Source organism: Halobacterium sp. GSL-19 (assembly GCF_016917855.1).
In the GTDB taxonomy this organism is placed as follows: domain Archaea; phylum Halobacteriota; class Halobacteria; order Halobacteriales; family Halobacteriaceae; genus Halobacterium; species Halobacterium salinarum.
Window position 1 is genome coordinate 1,472,673 of the sequence record NZ_CP070377.1, and the last position, 14,978, is coordinate 1,487,650.

General features: G+C 69.9%; 17 protein-coding genes. 9 read left to right on the plus strand and 8 right to left on the minus strand.

All coding sequences use genetic code 11. The features are described from left to right. Positions 1 to 53: 53 nt before the first annotated feature. Positions 54 to 1,769, minus strand: coding sequence for a flippase activity-associated protein Agl23 (locus JT689_RS09630; RefSeq protein ID WP_205251080.1), 1,716 nt, complete (start codon positions 1,767 to 1,769; stop codon positions 54 to 56). 129 nt (positions 1,770 to 1,898) lie between these two features. Between JT689_RS09630 and JT689_RS09635 the strand changes: the two genes are divergently transcribed. From JT689_RS09635 to JT689_RS09645, 3 genes are all read left to right on the plus strand, one after another. Further along, positions 1,899 to 3,041: a thiolase family protein gene (locus JT689_RS09635; protein WP_205251081.1), complete on the plus strand. Its 1,143-nt coding sequence runs from the start codon at positions 1,899 to 1,901 to the stop codon at positions 3,039 to 3,041. Positions 3,042 to 3,111: 70 nt separating this feature from the next. Continuing rightward, the gene (locus JT689_RS09640) at positions 3,112 to 3,885 is read left to right on the plus strand and encodes a glycosyltransferase (RefSeq protein ID WP_205251082.1); all 774 of its coding nucleotides are present in this window, start codon (positions 3,112 to 3,114) and stop codon (positions 3,883 to 3,885) included. Beyond that, positions 3,878 to 4,348 (plus strand): GtrA family protein, encoded by a 471-nt coding sequence (locus JT689_RS09645; RefSeq protein WP_010903519.1) that lies wholly within the window; start codon positions 3,878 to 3,880, stop codon positions 4,346 to 4,348. The genes JT689_RS09640 and JT689_RS09645 overlap by 8 nt, the downstream gene beginning before the upstream one ends. A gap of 10 nt (positions 4,349 to 4,358) precedes the next feature. Here the strand turns inward: JT689_RS09645 and JT689_RS09650 are convergent, their stop codons facing one another. The 3 genes from JT689_RS09650 to JT689_RS09660 form a co-directional block, all read right to left on the minus strand. Next, entirely contained in the window at positions 4,359 to 6,224 is a 1,866-nt protein-coding gene (locus tag JT689_RS09650; RefSeq protein WP_205251083.1) for a cation:proton antiporter, read from the minus strand. Between the two features lie 92 nt (positions 6,225 to 6,316). After that, complete coding sequence (locus tag JT689_RS09655) at positions 6,317 to 8,269, minus strand: long-chain fatty acid--CoA ligase (protein ID WP_205251084.1); 1,953 nt, start codon at positions 8,267 to 8,269, stop codon at positions 6,317 to 6,319. An 11-nt stretch (positions 8,270 to 8,280) separates the two neighbouring features. Further along, the gene (locus JT689_RS09660; RefSeq protein WP_010903522.1) at positions 8,281 to 9,189 is read right to left on the minus strand and encodes an MBL fold metallo-hydrolase; all 909 of its coding nucleotides are present in this window, start codon (positions 9,187 to 9,189) and stop codon (positions 8,281 to 8,283) included. A 117-nt stretch (positions 9,190 to 9,306) separates the two neighbouring features. On the opposite strand from JT689_RS09660, the gene serS reads away from it, so the two are divergent. Beyond that, positions 9,307 to 10,689, plus strand: coding sequence for a serine--tRNA ligase (serS, locus tag JT689_RS09665; protein WP_205251085.1), 1,383 nt, complete (start codon positions 9,307 to 9,309; stop codon positions 10,687 to 10,689). A gap of 33 nt (positions 10,690 to 10,722) precedes the next feature. Here serS and JT689_RS09670 read toward each other — a convergent pair whose 3' ends face one another. Beyond that, positions 10,723 to 11,052 carry a nuclear transport factor 2 family protein gene (locus JT689_RS09670; RefSeq protein ID WP_205251086.1) on the minus strand — a complete coding sequence of 110 codons (330 nt, stop codon included), beginning with the start codon at positions 11,050 to 11,052 and terminating at the stop codon, positions 10,723 to 10,725. A gap of 82 nt (positions 11,053 to 11,134) precedes the next feature. On the opposite strand from JT689_RS09670, the gene JT689_RS09675 reads away from it, so the two are divergent. Both JT689_RS09675 and JT689_RS09680 read left to right on the plus strand, forming a co-directional pair. Next, positions 11,135 to 11,632 (plus strand): DUF367 family protein, encoded by a 498-nt coding sequence (locus JT689_RS09675; RefSeq protein WP_012289427.1) that lies wholly within the window; start codon positions 11,135 to 11,137, stop codon positions 11,630 to 11,632. Positions 11,633 to 11,678: 46 nt separating this feature from the next. Further along, entirely contained in the window at positions 11,679 to 11,822 is a 144-nt protein-coding gene (locus tag JT689_RS09680) for a 50S ribosomal protein L40e (protein WP_010903526.1), read from the plus strand. A gap of 67 nt (positions 11,823 to 11,889) precedes the next feature. Here JT689_RS09680 and JT689_RS09685 read toward each other — a convergent pair whose 3' ends face one another. From JT689_RS09685 to JT689_RS09695, 3 genes are read right to left on the minus strand one after another with little or no spacing between them, the layout of a single operon-like run. After that, positions 11,890 to 12,321, minus strand: coding sequence for an NUDIX domain-containing protein (locus tag JT689_RS09685; RefSeq protein ID WP_205251087.1), 432 nt, complete (start codon positions 12,319 to 12,321; stop codon positions 11,890 to 11,892). Next, the gene (locus tag JT689_RS09690) at positions 12,318 to 12,854 is read right to left on the minus strand and encodes a GNAT family protein (RefSeq protein WP_205251088.1); all 537 of its coding nucleotides are present in this window, start codon (positions 12,852 to 12,854) and stop codon (positions 12,318 to 12,320) included. The genes JT689_RS09685 and JT689_RS09690 overlap by 4 nt, the downstream gene beginning before the upstream one ends. A 57-nt stretch (positions 12,855 to 12,911) precedes the next feature. Beyond that, the gene (locus tag JT689_RS09695; protein WP_205251089.1) at positions 12,912 to 13,529 is read right to left on the minus strand and encodes an MBL fold metallo-hydrolase; all 618 of its coding nucleotides are present in this window, start codon (positions 13,527 to 13,529) and stop codon (positions 12,912 to 12,914) included. Between the two features lie 76 nt (positions 13,530 to 13,605). On the opposite strand from JT689_RS09695, the gene JT689_RS09700 reads away from it, so the two are divergent. The 3 genes from JT689_RS09700 to JT689_RS09710 are packed head-to-tail and all read left to right on the plus strand — an operon-like array spanning position 13,606 to position 14,975. After that, positions 13,606 to 13,791, plus strand: a complete 186-nt coding sequence (locus JT689_RS09700) for a DUF5786 family protein (RefSeq protein WP_010903530.1) — start codon at positions 13,606 to 13,608, stop codon at positions 13,789 to 13,791. Continuing rightward, positions 13,788 to 14,336, plus strand: coding sequence for a DUF99 family protein (locus JT689_RS09705; RefSeq protein ID WP_205251090.1), 549 nt, complete (start codon positions 13,788 to 13,790; stop codon positions 14,334 to 14,336). Before JT689_RS09700 ends, JT689_RS09705 begins: the two co-directional genes overlap by 4 nt. A gap of 27 nt (positions 14,337 to 14,363) precedes the next feature. Beyond that, positions 14,364 to 14,975 (plus strand): uracil-DNA glycosylase, encoded by a 612-nt coding sequence (locus JT689_RS09710; protein ID WP_229373361.1) that lies wholly within the window; start codon positions 14,364 to 14,366, stop codon positions 14,973 to 14,975. The last annotated feature ends 3 nt before the right edge of the window (positions 14,976 to 14,978 follow it).

Consider the following 14,978-nt stretch of genomic DNA (forward strand, 5'->3'; position numbering starts at 1 on the left):
TCGCATCCCGTTTAAGCGCGTCGCAGTCGGGCCGAGATGTGGGGGCCGCGCGGTCACTGCTGGGCGGCCGGGACCGCGGTCGTGTCGACGTATATCACGAGCGTGTTGTGGCCGTCCGTGAGATACCGGGGGTAGGTGTGGCGCTCGTAGTGGCTGTTGTCCGCGGCCGCGAGCAGCGCCGCGAAGTCGTCTTCTTCGCTGACCACCGAGATGACGACCGGCGGCGGCGTGTCGGGGACTTCGGCGGCGGTCTGGACGGTGGTTGCGTTCGCGCCCACCTGTGAGAGATACCAGGGGAACGGCAGGCGGTCGTGCCACCCCGACGGCGGGCCGGTGGTGAGGTTGAACGTGCCGTCGCCGGCGTCGCTGAATTCGAGGCCGTCGTCGGCGGTGTCGTTGCTGTCACCGTAGTACAGCACGTCGAGGCCGCTCGTGGCGGTGGCGGCCCGCTGGATGTCGTCGATGGTGGGCTGCATGGTGCCGCCGGGCTGGGCGTACTGCACGAGCGGGTTGCTGGGGGACTGTGGGTGTGCGTAGGTGGTTTCGGCGGCGACGGCACCCATACCGGCGGCCGAAACGACGAGCACGGTGACCGCGAGCCGGACGGCGGCGGTGTCGCCGGCCGCGGCGCCGCGGCGGCCGTATCTGACGACGGCACCGACGCCGACGGCCGCCGGGATGGCGAGCGGGACGAGGGCGTTGACCGCCGTCCAGGCGGCGGCGATGTCCACGACCGCGGGGTATCCGAGCACCGAGAACACGCCCCAGTAGAACGCGAACGACACCAGCGGGCGTGGCGTCTCGGTTGCGTAACGGTTCGCGAGGTAGCCGACGACTGCGGCGACGGAGACGACGGTCCCGCAGGCGACCAGCACGCTCAGGTCGTGGCTGAGGAACGCGACGTAGGAGTGGGCGACCGTGCTCGTGGACGCCCAGAGGGCGGCGAACTCGTGGTAGGTGCCGATCGTCGCGGCTTCGAGGACGGCGGGCGCGCGGCCGGGCTGCTCGAAGAGGCGGTAGAGGTCGGGCTTGGGCGCGTAAAACGAGACGACGATGACGGCGGCGGTCAGCGCGCTGCCGGCGAGTGCGGCCTTCGCGCGCCAGGCGCGGTGGCGGATGCGGGCGGCGGCGCGACGGGCGACGGCGAGCCGGCTGGTGTCGGTCGCGCCCGCGACGGCCATGCGGTCGTCGGTCACGAGCGCGAGCGCGCCGAGCCAACAGAGCGGATACAGCAGGCTGTTCTCCTTGGTGGTGAACGCCAGCGCGAACGGGATGGCGCTGGCATAGAGGTATCGCGCACGATGAGTGTCCAGGAACCGAACGAACAGCCCGACGGCGGTGAACATGAACCCCGCGAGCAGGAGGTCGTTGCGCATGAACCGCGAGTAGTACAGCACCACCGGGTTGGCCGCGAGCAACACCGCCAGCGCGCCGACTTCGACGTCCGAGAGGCGGGTCCGGTAGAGCCACGCCGTCAGCGGGAGGAGGCCGCCGACGACCGCGACCACCAGTCGCATGGTGAAGTCGGTCGCGCCGAACACGTCGAAGACCACGCCGTTGACGTGTGGGAGGAACGGCCCGTGGATGATGGGGCGGTACTGCCACGCCCCGAGGTCCATGTACTGCAGGGTCCAGTCGGCGACCCGGGCTTCGTCCTGGTGGGCGACCCGCCAGCCCAGCGCCCACAGGCGGGCGAGGAGAGCGGCGGCTGTGACGGCCACGACGGCGGCCGCGACGCGGGGGGACGAGTCGTCGCGGGAGCGACGCATGTACACGCGGTTGCGGGGACGGGAGTAAACGCTTTCTGGATGCGGGCTGCGGGATCGCGGCCAGTAAACCGCTGGCTGGATGTCGGCCGTTGTGGGAGCTTTAAGGAGCGGGGCGCGCTCGCGTTTGGTATGGCAGCCACCACCACTCCGGTCATCGCTGCGGCCTACCGCACCCCACAGGGAAAGGACGGCGGCGTGTACGCCGACACGCGCAGCGAGGACCTCTCGGTGACGGTCATCGACCACATCCTCGCCGAGACGGGGTTGACCGGCGACCACATCGACGACCTCCAGTGGGGGGTCGCCCAGCAGCGCACCGAGCAGGACAACAACGTCGCGCGCGTCATCGCGTTGCTCTCCGAGCTCGGTGAGAACGTGCCGGCGGCGTCGATCAACCGCTGGTGTGCGTCCTCCATGGAGGCCATCATGCGGGCCGCGGACGCGGTGCGGGCGGGCCAGCGGGACGCCATCATCGCGGGCGGCGTCGAGAACATGAGCCGGGTGCCGATGGACGGCGACTCGTACGCCCACCTGCATCCGGGGCTGAGCGAGCAGTACAACGTCCCCGAACTCGAGATGGGGATGACCGCCGAGGAGGTCGCCGAGCGCCACGGCATCACGCGCGCCGAGCAGGACGAGTACGCCCTCCAGAGCCAGCGGCGGGCAGCCGAGGCGACCGACGCCGGGCGCTTCGACGACGAGATCGTGCCCGTACAGACGGACAGCGGCCTCGTCGAGGAGGACGAGGGCATCCGCCCGGACACCACGCTGGAGGCGCTCGGGGAGCTCCCCACGGTGTTCAAAAGCGACGGGTCGGTGACGCCCGGGAACGCCAGCCAGATCTCCGACGGGGCGGCGGCGACGCTCGTGACGAGCGAGGCGTTTGCGCGCGACCACGGCCTCGACGTGCTGGCGCGCGTCGGCGACCACAACGTCGCGGGCGTCAACCCCGAAGTGATGGGGATCGGGCCGGTGCCGGCCACCCGCGGCCTGCTCGACCGCACCGGCGAGGACATCGACGAGTTCGACCTCGTGGAGTTGAACGAGGCGTTCGCCTCCCAGACGCTCTACTCGCGGGACGAACTCGGCATCGACAACGACCGGTTCAACGTCAACGGCGGCGCGATCGCCGTTGGCCACCCGCTCGGTGCCAGCGGCGCGCGCCTCCCGGTCACCCTGATTCACGAGATGAACAAACGCGACGCCGGCAAGGCGCTGGCGACGCTGTGTGTCGGCTTCGGGCAGGGCGCAGCGATCTCCTTCGAGCGATAACCACCCGGTGCGGTGGCGTGGTGGACCGAAACCACGAAACTGATACCACCGTCCCGTGTTCGTCCGGGTAATGACCTCCGTCGGCATCGTCGTCCCGGCCTACGATCCCGACATCGACCGCCTCACGGCGTACCTCGACGCCCTCCGAGAGACGTTCGACCCCGCCGCGCTCCGCGTTGAACTGGACGCCGCCGGCCCCGGGGTCGCCGACCGCATTCGGGACGCCGGGGTGACGGTCGCCGAGAGCGCCGGCCGCCGCGGGAAGGGCGCGGCCATCACCGCGGGGTTCGAAGCGCTCGACACCGACGTGGTGGCGTTCGCGGACGCCGACGGCGCGACGCCCGCGGGCTCGCTGGCCGAGGTCGTCGCCCGGGTGACAGACGGCGACGCGGACCTCGCAGTGGGTTCGCGGCGGCATCCGGACGCCACCGTCGAGAGCCACCAGACGGTCGTCCGGCGACTGCTCGGCGACGGGTTCGCGTGGCTCGCGGGCACCCTGCTGGCGGTGGACCTCCACGACTACCAGTGTGGGGCCAAGGCGCTCACCGCCGCGGCCTGGGAGCGCGTCCGCGAACACCTCTACGAGGCGGGGTTCGCCTGGGACGTGGAACTGGTCGCGGTCGGGGGCGCGCTGGGCTGTCGGGTTGCGGAGGTCCCCATCACGTGGGAGGACCAGCCCGGATCGACGGTGTCGACGGTGCGCGCGCCGGTGGGGCTGCTCGGGGCGCTGGTGCGGGCGCGCCACCGCGCCAAGCGGCTTGGCGACAGCCGCCTGCACGCGGCGCTGGCGGCGCGTGGCAGCGATGATCGTGCGCTGATCGACCGACCGGGCAGCCATGAGTGAGCGCCGCGACCGCATCCGGGCGGCGGTGCCGGCACGGATCAGCGCGCTGGCGTCGCGCGCCCGGTTCGGGAAGTTCGTCTCCGTGGGTGCCGTCGGCGCGGTCGTCGACGTGACGACGCTGCTGGTGTTGACCGAGGCTGCGGGCGTGTGGGCGGCCGCCGCGAACGTCGCCAGCATCGAAGCGGCGATCCTCGTGATGTTCGCGGTGAACGACCGGTGGACGTTCGCGGACGCGGGCAGCGGCTCCGTGGGGCGGCGGCTGGTGCGGTCACACGTCGTGCGGGCGGGCGGGTCGACGCTGCAGTACGCGCTGTTCGTCGGTGTGTTCTACGGGGTCACCGTCGACGCCACCGTCTTCGGGGTTGACTGCTGGCTGATCGCCGTGAAAGGCGGCGCGATCGCGGTGGCGATGCTCGTGAACTACGTCTTCGAGAGCCTGTTCACCTGGCACGTCCAGGAGTGAGCGGGCGCGACTACCCGTCGTCGGGGTGACACCAGTTGAGGGCGTCACGGACCGCCTCCTTGCGGCCGAGGAACGTGAGGTGGTCGCCGTGCTGGATGGTGAACTCGGGGTTGGGAACCTGGTTGTCGCCGTCGCGGCCGGCGAGCGCGATGATGACGCCCCCGGGGAGGTCGTCGTCGAGGTCGGCGATCGTCAGCCCGACGAGCTCCTCGGAGGTGACTTCGACCTCTTGGACGTCGCCGCTGCGGCCGATTTCGGTCATCCAGTTCGAGAGCGCGGGGCGCTCGATGATGTTGTCGATGCCCCACGCGGTCGCCAGCGACGACGAAACCGTGCTCACGCCGAGGTCCTCGAAGGCGTCGATGTTGTCCGGGTTGTTCGCGCGGGCGATGATGGTGTCGATGTCGAACTTGGAGTCCGCGAGCTGTGCGACCAGGAGGTTGACGTCGTCGTCACCGGTGGCCGCGGTCAGGATCTTGGCGTTCTCGGCGCCGGCCGCCCGGAGTTCGTCGGTGTCGGAGCCGTCGCCGCTGTGAACGGTGTACCCTTCGTTGCGGGCGCGCTCGACGGCTTCGGGGTCGTCTTCGACCAGCACCACGTTCTCCCCGCGGTCTTCGAGGCGTTCGGCGAGCGCGCGACCCACGGTGCCGCCGCCGACGATGATGACTCGCATGGGAATCACGTCGAGCGCCTGGGCGATGTGTCTGGCGAAACCGCCCTCGAAGACGACCGTCAGCAGGATCGTGAGAAACACCGTGCCGACGAGGACGTTTGCGGCCTGGGGCATGCCGTAGCCCTGGAGTTCGACGGCGAACAGGGTCGCGACCGACGCGGGGATGATGCCGCGCGGCCCGACGGCGCTCATGAACACGCGCTCGGCGGACGTGTACCGCGAGCGGGCGGTGGACGCGAACACCGCAAGCGGGCGGATGACCAGCGCCACCAGGACCGCGACCGCAAGCCCCGCGACGCCGAGATCGAGCAGCGTCTGGAAGGACAGCAGCGCCGCCAGCCCGATGAAGACGAACGACAACACGACGAGCGTGACGTCGCCTTTGAACGCCTCGATCTCCTTCTCGTAGGGGAGGTCGGCGTTCCCCAGGAGGACGCCCGCGGTGGCGACGGCGGCGATCCCGGCTTCGCTGTAGAGGGTGTCCGCGGCCCCGTACGCGACGAGCGCGCCGGCGAGTACGACCAGGCGCGCGTTCTGTGGCGCGTTGCCCTTCGAGAGATCGATCCGGCGGAGGATATACCAGACAACGGCGGCGACGACCAGCCCGACGAGGACGCCGGTGCCGAGTCGCGTCACGAAGTCCTGGAGCACCACGTCGACGGAGCGCTGGGGGTTCTCGACGACGCGAAACACGACGATGGCGAGGATGGCGGCGGTCACGTCGTTGACCACGCCCTCGGTTTCGAGGGCGGCGCCGACGCGGTCGCGGACCGGCACCACGCTCAGGATGGGCGTGATGACCGTGGGGCCGGTGGCGACGAGCAGGCTGCCGATGAGGAACGCGACATCCCAGCCGGTCCCGAGCAGAACGCGCACGACGATGGCCGTGCCGAACAGCGCGATGGCTGCGCCGACGGTCACCAGCCGGAGCCACGCGCCGGGGGCTTCCCGGAGCTTCTCCAGTTTGAGGTGGAACGCCCCCTCGAAGACGATGACGGCCACCGAGAGCCCGACGATCCCGGCCAGCGTGTCGATGCCGCCGAACGACGACAGCGTCACGACGCCGAGGACTTCGGGGCCGACGACGATGCCGGCCAGGATGAGGAACAGAACGCTGGGGACTTGGAGCTTGTCGGCGACGACCTGGGAGAGAACGCCGAGTGCGATGATTGTCGCAACGACGGGGATGATTCCGGAGCTCATTGCGCAGCCTCCAGTCGTATCACGTCTTGCTCGTTGTCGCGCGAGCATAAATCACCATGGGTATCGGCCGAAACGACAGCGTCGGCGGTGTGTTAGGTGCTGAATTCGGAGTCGTCGTAGACGTCGCCGACCGCGTCCGCGAACCGGTCACGGATGTGGTGGCGTTTCTTCTTCATCGTGGGTGTGAGGAGGTCGTTCGCTTCCGTGAACTCGGTCGCGACGAGGCGGAACTGCTTGATCCGCTCGTAGGGCTCGAAGCCGGTGTTGACGTCGTCGACCGCCGACTGGATGCGGGCGCGGACGCGCTCGTCGCGGCAGATCGCGTCGCGGTCGTCGGGGAGCGCGATCTCCTGGCTGGCGGCCCACTCGGAGACCGCGTCGAAGTTCGGAACCAGGATCGCGGAGACGAACTTCTGGCCGTCCCCGACGACCATGGCCTGTGCGACCAGCGGGCTGGCGGCGAACGCGTCCTCGATGGGGCCGGGGGCGACGTTCTTGCCCGTCGAGAGGGTCAGCAGTTGCTTGGCGCGTTCGAGGAACCGCACGTAGCCGTCGGGGCGGAGTTCGACCACGTCACCGGTGCGGAACCACTCTTTGCCCTCGCGGGTGACGAACGCGGCGTCGGTGGCATCGGGCAGCCCCCAGTAGCCGTCGAACACTTGTGGGCCGCGCGCGAGCAGCTCGCCGGCGGCCCCGTCACAGCGCTGGCGTTGCTCGGGGCTGGCGATGGTCTCATCGACGGTCAGCTCGGTGTCCGTGACCGGCGGGCCGATGGTGCCGACGATGGGGTCCTCGTAGGGGTTGACCGCGAGCACCGGGCTGGTCTCGGTGAGGCCGTAGCCTTCGAGGATGGGCAGCCCCATGCCGTGGAACAGCGCACACAGCTCCGGGGACAGCGAGCCGCCGCCGGAGATGAAAAACTCGATCTCCCCCCCGAGGGCGTCCCGGATGTCCGAGAACACGAGCGTGTCCGCGAGGGCGTGTGCGGCGCGCAGCCCGATCCCGGGGTCGTCGGTGGTGTGGGCGGCGCGGCCGACGCGGGTCGCCCACTCGAAGACGCGCTCGGAGACCGGGGAGTCGGCGGCCTGCTCGCGGATGGTGTCGTAGAGCTTCTCGTAGACGCGGGGGACGCTGGTGGCGCTGGTGGGTTCGAAGAGGCCGAAATCCTCCCGGAGCGTGTCCGGGGATTCGGCGTAGCAGACCTGCGCGCCCGACGCCAGCGGCAGGAAATGCCCCGAGAGCCGCTCAAGCACGTGTGCGAGCGGGAGAAACGAGAGGTGGCGGCTGTCGCTGGTGACCGCGGGGGCGTCGCCGCGGTCGGGCCGGGGTCCGAATCGCCGCCGGGACTGGTTGAGGTTCGCGTGGAAGTTCCGGTGTGTGAGGGCGACGCCCTTGGGCGTTCCCGTGGTGCCGGAGGTGTAGATGAGGCTCGCCAGGTCGTCGGGATCGCGGTCGTCGATCCAGCCCTGGTAGGCGTCCGGGTCGAAGGCGTCGCGGCCGCGGTCGTAGACCGCTGACAGCGGGCGCGTGTCGTCGCTGGGGGTGTCCATCGTGGCGACGAACTCGAGGTCGTCGAGGTCGGATTCGACCTCGCGGACGCGCTGGCGGAGGGTGTCGTTCTCGACGACGACGCCGACGGCGCCGCTGTCGCCGAGGAGGTGGGCGATCTGCGCCGGGCTGGAGCTGGCGTAGACGGTGGTAACCGCGCCGCCGGCGGCGAGCACGGCGAGGTCGCATTGCGCCCACTCCATGCGGGTGTGCGCGAAGACGCCGACGCGGTCGCCGGCCGTGACGCCGAGGTCCCGGAAGCCGGCGGCGAGCGTGCGAACGATGTCGCGGAGGGCGTCGTAGCTGAGCGTTTCGACGCCGCCGTCGGGCGCGGGGTCGACCACCTCGGGGGCCAGGCTGCGGTCGTAGACGCCGCCCTTGTACGCCTGGGCGGGGCTGTCGGCGTGGCGTTCGGCGGCGTCCTCGAACGTGCGTGAAAGTGTCTGGCGTGCGATGACGTGGTCGTCGTACTCGCGTTCGGCGTCGCGGGGGTCCATGTCGGCTACTCTCAGGCCCGGGTGTTAAGATACCGGAGAACGCCACGAACGTTCATTTTGGTTTCCGCGCGGGCCTTGTGCTCGCCCCAGACGTCCTCGACGGTCGTCGTGGCGGCGAAGTGGTCGATGGCGGCCGCCTCGCTGTGGCGCTCGATGACCTCGCGTTTGACCGCCGCAACCCAGTCTCGGAGCACGTGCTCGTACTCTTTGAGGACGGCGTCGGTGTCCGCAGGCCCTGGGCCGAAATGCGCGTACAGCAGCGTCTCGGGGTCGAGGCGGCGGATCATCTCGACGTCGTCGATGCACTGTTCGAGGTCGAAATCCGTCGGCGGGCTGGTCTCGCGCACGCGGTCCTGGGCGCGGACCCAGATGCCGGCGGCGTCGGCGGTGAACACCGCATCACAGGAGTGATCCTCGAACACCACCTGGTGGGGTGTGTGTCCGGGGGCGTGGTGTGCGGTGAGCGTGCGGCTCCCGAGGTCGACGGTGTCGCCGTCGGTGAGCTCTACGACCCGGTCTTCGGGGACGGGCGTCGGCTCGACGTAATACTGCCACTGGTCGCCGACCGCCTGTTTGGTGCCCTCGACGAGCCGCTCGGGGTCGACGACGTGGCGCGCGCCGAGCTCGTGGACGTACACGTCGGCGTTCGGGCACGCCTCGGCGAGCAGGCCAGCGCCGCCCGCGTGGTCGAGGTGGACGTGGGTCAGCAGGACGGCCTGGAGGTCTGCGGGCTGGATGCCGTGCTCTTCGAGGGCGTCGAGGATGCGCTCGTAGTTCGTGCCGGTGCCGGTGTCGACGACGGCGGGCCGGTCGGCGTCGATGACGTAGACCGAACCGTACTCGGCGGTGTCGTACATGCCAGTGTCGACGAACGAGATGCCGGGACAGCCGGACACGTCGAAGACGTCGCCTGCGCTCATACACGAACGGGGAACGGCAGCCGGGAAAAGCGTTGGCGTGGCAGCGACACCGCCCGGCGTGACTGCATCACAGGGATGCGATACGTTCTTGCCGCGGCCCGGCGAACCCGGACGCAAATGCTGTCCCGACAATTCGTCCGCGAGCACCCCGAGAAAGTGCGGGACGCCCTCGATGCGAAGGGCGTGGACGCGGACCTCGACCGGATCCTGGAGGTTGACGAGGAGTGGCGCGAACTGAAAGCGCGGGGCGACGAGCTCCGCCACGACCGCAACGAGGTGTCCTCGAAGATCGGCGAGCTCAAGCAGGCCGGCGACGAGGACGCCGCCCAGGCGGCCATCGAGCGCTCGCAGGCGCTCAAAGACGAGTTGGCGGACGTCGAGGCGCGCGCCGACGACCTGGAGGCGGAGCTCGAACGCCTGCTGTTGACGCTGCCGATGGTGCCCGACGAGGACGCGCCGGTCGGCGACAGCGAGGCCGAGAACGTCGAGCGCCGCCGCGAGGGGTTCGACGACCGCCGCGATCTGCCCGAGTCGGTGGTGCCACATTACGACCTCGGCGAGGAGTTGGACATCCTGGATTTCGAGCGCGGCGCGAAGGTCTCCGGCGGCGGGTTCTACTTCTCGAAGGGGGCGGGCGCGCGCCTGGAACACGCCCTCGTGCAGTTCATGCTCGACGTGCACCGCGAACAGGGTTACGAGGACGTGTTCCCACCGATGCCGGTGTCGGCGCGGTCGATGGAGGGCACCGGGCAGTTCCCGAAGTTCGTCGAGGACGCCTACCGCATCGGCGGCGAGAACGACGCGGACTACGACGACGACGATCTCTGGCTGCTGCCGACCGCGGAGGTCCCGGTGACGAACATGTACCGGGACGAGATCCTGCTGGACGACGACCTCCCGGTGAAACACCAGGCGTACTCGCCGAACTTCCGCCGGGAGGCCGGCGAGCACGGCACGGAGACCCGGGGGATCGTGCGCGTCCACCAGTTCAACAAGGTCGAGCTCGTGAACTTCGTGCGCCCGGAGGACTCCGCCGAGCGGTTCCACGGCCTGCTGGACGAGGCGGAGGCGGTGTTGCGGCGGCTCGATCTGCCGTACCGCGTCCTGGAGATGTGCACCGGTGACATGGGGTTCACGCAGGCCAAAAAGTACGACATCGAGGTGTGGGCACCCGGCGACGACATGGACGACGGCCCCGAAATGGGGGGCCGGTGGCTGGAGGTGTCGTCGGTGTCGAACTTCAAGGACTTCCAGGCGCGGCGGGCCGACATCCAGTACCGGCCCGAGCGCCACGAGTCCGCCGAGCATCTGCACACCCTGAACGGATCGGGGGTGGCGGTGCCCCGCGTGCTGGTGGCGATCCTGGAGTACTACCAGAACGACGACGGCACCGTAACGGTACCGGAGGCGCTGCAGCCGTACATGAACGGCCAGACGCGCATCGAGGGCTCCCGGAAGGTCGGCGAGTCCGCGCTGGGCGACGGCGACCGCGAGGCGTGAACGCAGTGAGCCGCGAGCGCCCGCGGGCAGCAGTCAGTCGACGTACGATCGGAGGCGACTGACGCGCCCGGCGGCGGTCAGCTCGAAGACATCGACGAACGCGAACATCGGTCCCTCGGGCGCGACGAGGCGGCCGCGGGCGGCGACACCGCGGGCTGGGCCGGCGTAGACGCCGTCGAGGACGTGGCAGGTGTCCACCCGGGGGCGGTCGTCGCGCATGAACGAGACGAACGCGTCCGGGGAGTCGTGTGTCATGTCCGGGCGCTCCTGGGTGAAGTCGTCGGCGAGCACGCCACGCAGTGCGTCGTAGTCGCCGTCGTCGATGGCGTCGTAGTACGTCTGGACGGGGTCGGTGGCGTCCATGGCGTGGTGGTTGGCGCGCGCGGTGAAGAAACCACAGGGCGAGTGGCTTTTGCCGGCGACCGCCGAACGGCATGATGACACCGTGGAGTTACACGTCCGGTACGAGGGCGACGACGACCCCGAGAAGTGTACGGCGCGGAAGCTCGCGCGCTTCGATCTGGCGGCGCTGCATCGGACCGGCCGCGAGACGCCGGCCGGCGTGGTGTTGAACCCGCACGCCGAGCGGGCGCTGTCGCCGGCCGACGACACAGACATGCTAGTCGCACTGGACTGCTCGTGGGAGACGGCTGGCCGCGCGATGTTCGAGATCGACGGCGAGCACCGCGCGCTGCCGTTCCTGGTGGCTGCGAACCCCGTCAACTACGGGCAGCCGTTCCAGTTGAACACCGTGGAGGCGTTCGCCGGCGCGCTCGCCATTCTGGGGCGCTGGGAGCGCGCCGAGGAACTGCTGTCGAAGTTCACGTGGGGGCATACGTTCCTCGAATTGAACGAGGAGCCGCTCCGGCGGTACGCCGACTGCGAGGACTCCAGTGAGGTGGTGGCCGTCCAGCAGGCGTACCTCGACGCCGGCGAAGACTGACCGGCGTTCCGAACCGCTTAAACGCGGTGGCGCCGAACCCGGGTGCATGAGCGAGACCATTGAGGACCGACTGCTGAACAAGCAGGTCTGCATGCGGTGTAACGCACGGAACCCGACGGACGCCGAGAGCTGCCGGAAGTGCGGGTACAAGAACCTCCGCACGAAGGCCTCCGAGCGTCGCTCCGCATAACTGACCGGCGGTCTTCTGCAGCACGCTCACGGCCGACAGCGGCGGCTGTGTCGCTGACAGCAGTGGGTCAGGTGACTTCGACGCCGTCGCCGTGGCGGGCGTGTGCGATCCAGTCGTCGCTGGGGTGGAGGTCGGTGGGGTACTCGCCGGGCTCGAAGAAGTCGACGGCAGTCGTCTCGTCGCCGTCCGGTTCGGGGTCGCCGTCGACCCACGCACAGCGGAAGACGTGCGCGAGATACTGCATGGGGCCGTCCGGGGTGTCGAACAGTTGCGTGGCCGGGTCGGTGTAGACGCCGGTGAGTTCAACGTCAGGGGCAACGACCAGCCCCGCTTCCTCGCGGACCTCCCGGCGGACGGCGTCCGTGACCGACTCACCGGGTTCGACGCGTCCCATGGGGAGCAGCCACCGGTCGCGTTTCGTGTCCTGGACGAGACACACGCGTCCCTCGTCGTCGGTGACGACGGCGACGACGGCGGGCACGAGCTCGGGTGGCGTCACTGGTTGCGCCACTCGGATTCGAGGACGCCGTAGCAGTGCACGTCCAGGTACTCGCCGTGCAGGAACATCGCGTCGCGGTGGGTGCCTTCGCGTTCGAACCCGAGGCGCTCCCGGACGCGCATCGAGGCCTGGTTGTCCTCGAAGACGCGGGCGAAAACGCGGTGGCGTCGGTGCTGATCGAAGGCGTACGTGGTGGCGAGCCGACCCGCCTCGGTGCCGTACCCCTCGCCCCAGTGGTCCTCGGCGAGGAAGACGCCGAGCTCGGCGCTCCCGTTCGTGTCGTCGACGCCGTGCACGCCGAGACTGCCGATCGGAGCGCCGTCGACGGCGACGACGAAGTTGACCGTGCCGTTGTCCGCGCTGGCCTGCTCCTCGTACCACTCGCGTTCCTCGCGCTCGGTGACGGGCGTGCGAGCGCCCACCGGGGGCCAGACGGCGGGGTCGTTGATCGTGTCGTGGAGGAAATCGACGTCGTCCTCGCTGACCGGGCAGAGGTCGACGCGCTCGCCGGAGATGAACGGACGGCCGGGCATACCCGACGGTTCGACGCCGCGAAAATAAGCGTTGTCGTGGTGTGGCAAGCCCGCGCACTACTGGTCGTCCGGGTACTTCGGGTCGCGGCGCTGGGCGCGGTCGAGCGCGCGCTCGGCGACCGCCCGAACGTCGCCCTCGAAGACGCCGCCGTGCCCGGCGTAGAGCTCCGAGACCGAGTCGGGCATGCGGGCCAGCAACTCCCGGAGGCTGCCGATGAGGCGCTCCCGCGACTGCCCCGGCATGTCGGTGCGGCCGAAGCTGCCGTCGTCGAAAGCGCCGTCGTCGTGAACCACGACGTCCCCGGCGAACAGCGCCGTCTCGGTGACCAGCGAGACGTGGTCGGGGGCGTGGCCGGGCGTGAACACCACGTCGGCGGCCTGGTCGCCGACCCGGATTGTGTCGCCGTCGGCGAGAGCGTGGGTGCGCAGCGGGTGGTCGGCGTAGGCGTACACGTCGGGGCCCTCGAAGGCGTCGACGACGGCGTCCAGCTGCTGGACGTGATCCGTGTGCTGGTGGGTGATCACGACCTGATCGAGGGCGTCGACGTGCGCGCGGATCTCGTCGGCGACGCCGTCGTACGCACCCGCGTCGACGAGCGTGGTGGTGTCCCCGACGACCAGGAAGGCGTTGCAGGTGAACGACGCCGCACCGCTGGTGACGACTCGGACGGACATACACGCCCACACGGGTGGTTCGCACCTAAACCCGGCGAGAAATTTTAGTGGCGCAGTCGCCTACACTCACTCGCTTATGGGCTTCGGGAGCTACGACGAGTCCGAGCAAGACACCCAGTCCATCGACTCCGAGGACGTCGCTGCCGCGGACGAAATGGACACGGCCGAACACGAGCACGACGGCGGCGTAGATTACGAGATCGGCGCGTCGAACGACGAGCTGCTGGATCGATTGCAGGAGATCAAAGACCAGTCCTCGTGAAGCGCGGCACGCGCGCGCTCGGGGTTGCGGTCTCGAACCGCGGTGACGGCGGTCACGCGACGGTCGGAGGGGCGGTGGTGCGCGCCGCTCGGGTCGTCGACGGCGTCTCGTTTTCGGCGTGCACGGTCGGCGGGCTGGACAGCACCGCCGCCGTGAGTCGGTGTTACGAGCGCCTCAACCGCGAGGACGTCCAGTACGTGCTGCTCGCGGGGATCGCGCCCGCGTGGTTCAACGTCATCGACGTGCGGGCCGTCCACGAGCGCGTCGACCGTCCGGTGCTCGCGGTGTCCTTCGAGGAGAGCCCCGGGCTGGACGAGCCGATCAACCGCGAGTTCACGGGGCGCGAGCGCGACGCCCGGCTGGCGATCTACGAGTCGCTGCCGGAGCGCACGCCGGTCACGGTGAACGACCACCGCGTGTTCGTGCGCAGCGTCGGCTGCGATCGGGCCGCTGCTGTGGTGCGCGCGTTCACGCCCGTGGGCGGCCGTCCCGAACCCCTGCGGGTTGCGCGGCTGGCGGCACGGGCCGGCGACGACTACGCTTAACACGGCGCGGGCCCGTCAGGTCAGGGCATGGACGAGCCCAGCCAACGGGACGACACCATGGACGGGGCGGCTGTGACGGCGTGTTGCACGCGGTGTGACGCGCTCGTGGAGTCACGCAGTCAGGTCGTGAACGGCGACGGCCCCAGCGACGCCGACGTGTTGTTCATCGGGGAGGCGCCGGGCGCAACCGAGGACGACACCGGCGTGCCGTTCGTCGGGCGCAGCGGCGACGTTCTGGACGACGAGCTCGCGGCCGCCGGGCTCGCCCGTGAAGACGTCCGCATCACGAACTGCGTCCGGTGTCGGCCGCCGGACAACCGCGACCCGCACAGCGAGGAGCTCGCGAACTGTCGGTCACATCTCGTGGCCGAAGTCGACAGCGTCGACCCCGCGGTGATCGTGACGCTCGGCAAAGTCCCCAGCGAGCACGTGCTCGAACGGTCGGTCGCCGTCACCGGCGAGGCGGGCAGCGTCGAACGGGTGTCGCTGGGCGGCACCGCCCGGGATGTGGTGGTGTGTCTGCATCCGGCTGCAACCCTCTACGACGCGAGCCAGCGGCCGGCGTTCCGGGAGACAATCGAGCAGGCCGCGACGATGGCGGGCGCGGACGGCGGGCAGGCCCGGCTCGGCGACTACTGACCG

Coding starts and splice junctions, on each gene's coding strand:
- JT689_RS09655 (WP_205251084.1), bottom strand. CDS start 8,269: ATGGACCCCCGCGACGCCGAACGCGAGTACGACGACCACGTCATCGCA.
- JT689_RS09640 (WP_205251082.1), top strand. CDS start 3,112: ATGACCTCCGTCGGCATCGTCGTCCCGGCCTACGATCCCGACATCGAC.
- JT689_RS09670 (WP_205251086.1), bottom strand. CDS start 11,052: ATGGACGCCACCGACCCCGTCCAGACGTACTACGACGCCATCGACGAC.
- serS (WP_205251085.1), top strand. CDS start 9,307: ATGCTGTCCCGACAATTCGTCCGCGAGCACCCCGAGAAAGTGCGGGAC.
- JT689_RS09700 (WP_010903530.1), top strand. CDS start 13,606: ATGGGCTTCGGGAGCTACGACGAGTCCGAGCAAGACACCCAGTCCATC.
- JT689_RS09680 (WP_010903526.1), top strand. CDS start 11,679: ATGAGCGAGACCATTGAGGACCGACTGCTGAACAAGCAGGTCTGCATG.
- JT689_RS09650 (WP_205251083.1), bottom strand. CDS start 6,224: ATGAGCTCCGGAATCATCCCCGTCGTTGCGACAATCATCGCACTCGGC.
- JT689_RS09695 (WP_205251089.1), bottom strand. CDS start 13,529: ATGTCCGTCCGAGTCGTCACCAGCGGTGCGGCGTCGTTCACCTGCAAC.
- JT689_RS09660 (WP_010903522.1), bottom strand. CDS start 9,189: ATGAGCGCAGGCGACGTCTTCGACGTGTCCGGCTGTCCCGGCATCTCG.
- JT689_RS09635 (WP_205251081.1), top strand. CDS start 1,899: ATGGCAGCCACCACCACTCCGGTCATCGCTGCGGCCTACCGCACCCCA.
- JT689_RS09690 (WP_205251088.1), bottom strand. CDS start 12,854: ATGCCCGGCCGTCCGTTCATCTCCGGCGAGCGCGTCGACCTCTGCCCG.
- JT689_RS09710 (WP_229373361.1), top strand. CDS start 14,364: ATGGACGAGCCCAGCCAACGGGACGACACCATGGACGGGGCGGCTGTG.
- JT689_RS09630 (WP_205251080.1), bottom strand. CDS start 1,769: ATGCGTCGCTCCCGCGACGACTCGTCCCCCCGCGTCGCGGCCGCCGTC.
- JT689_RS09645 (WP_010903519.1), top strand. CDS start 3,878: ATGAGTGAGCGCCGCGACCGCATCCGGGCGGCGGTGCCGGCACGGATC.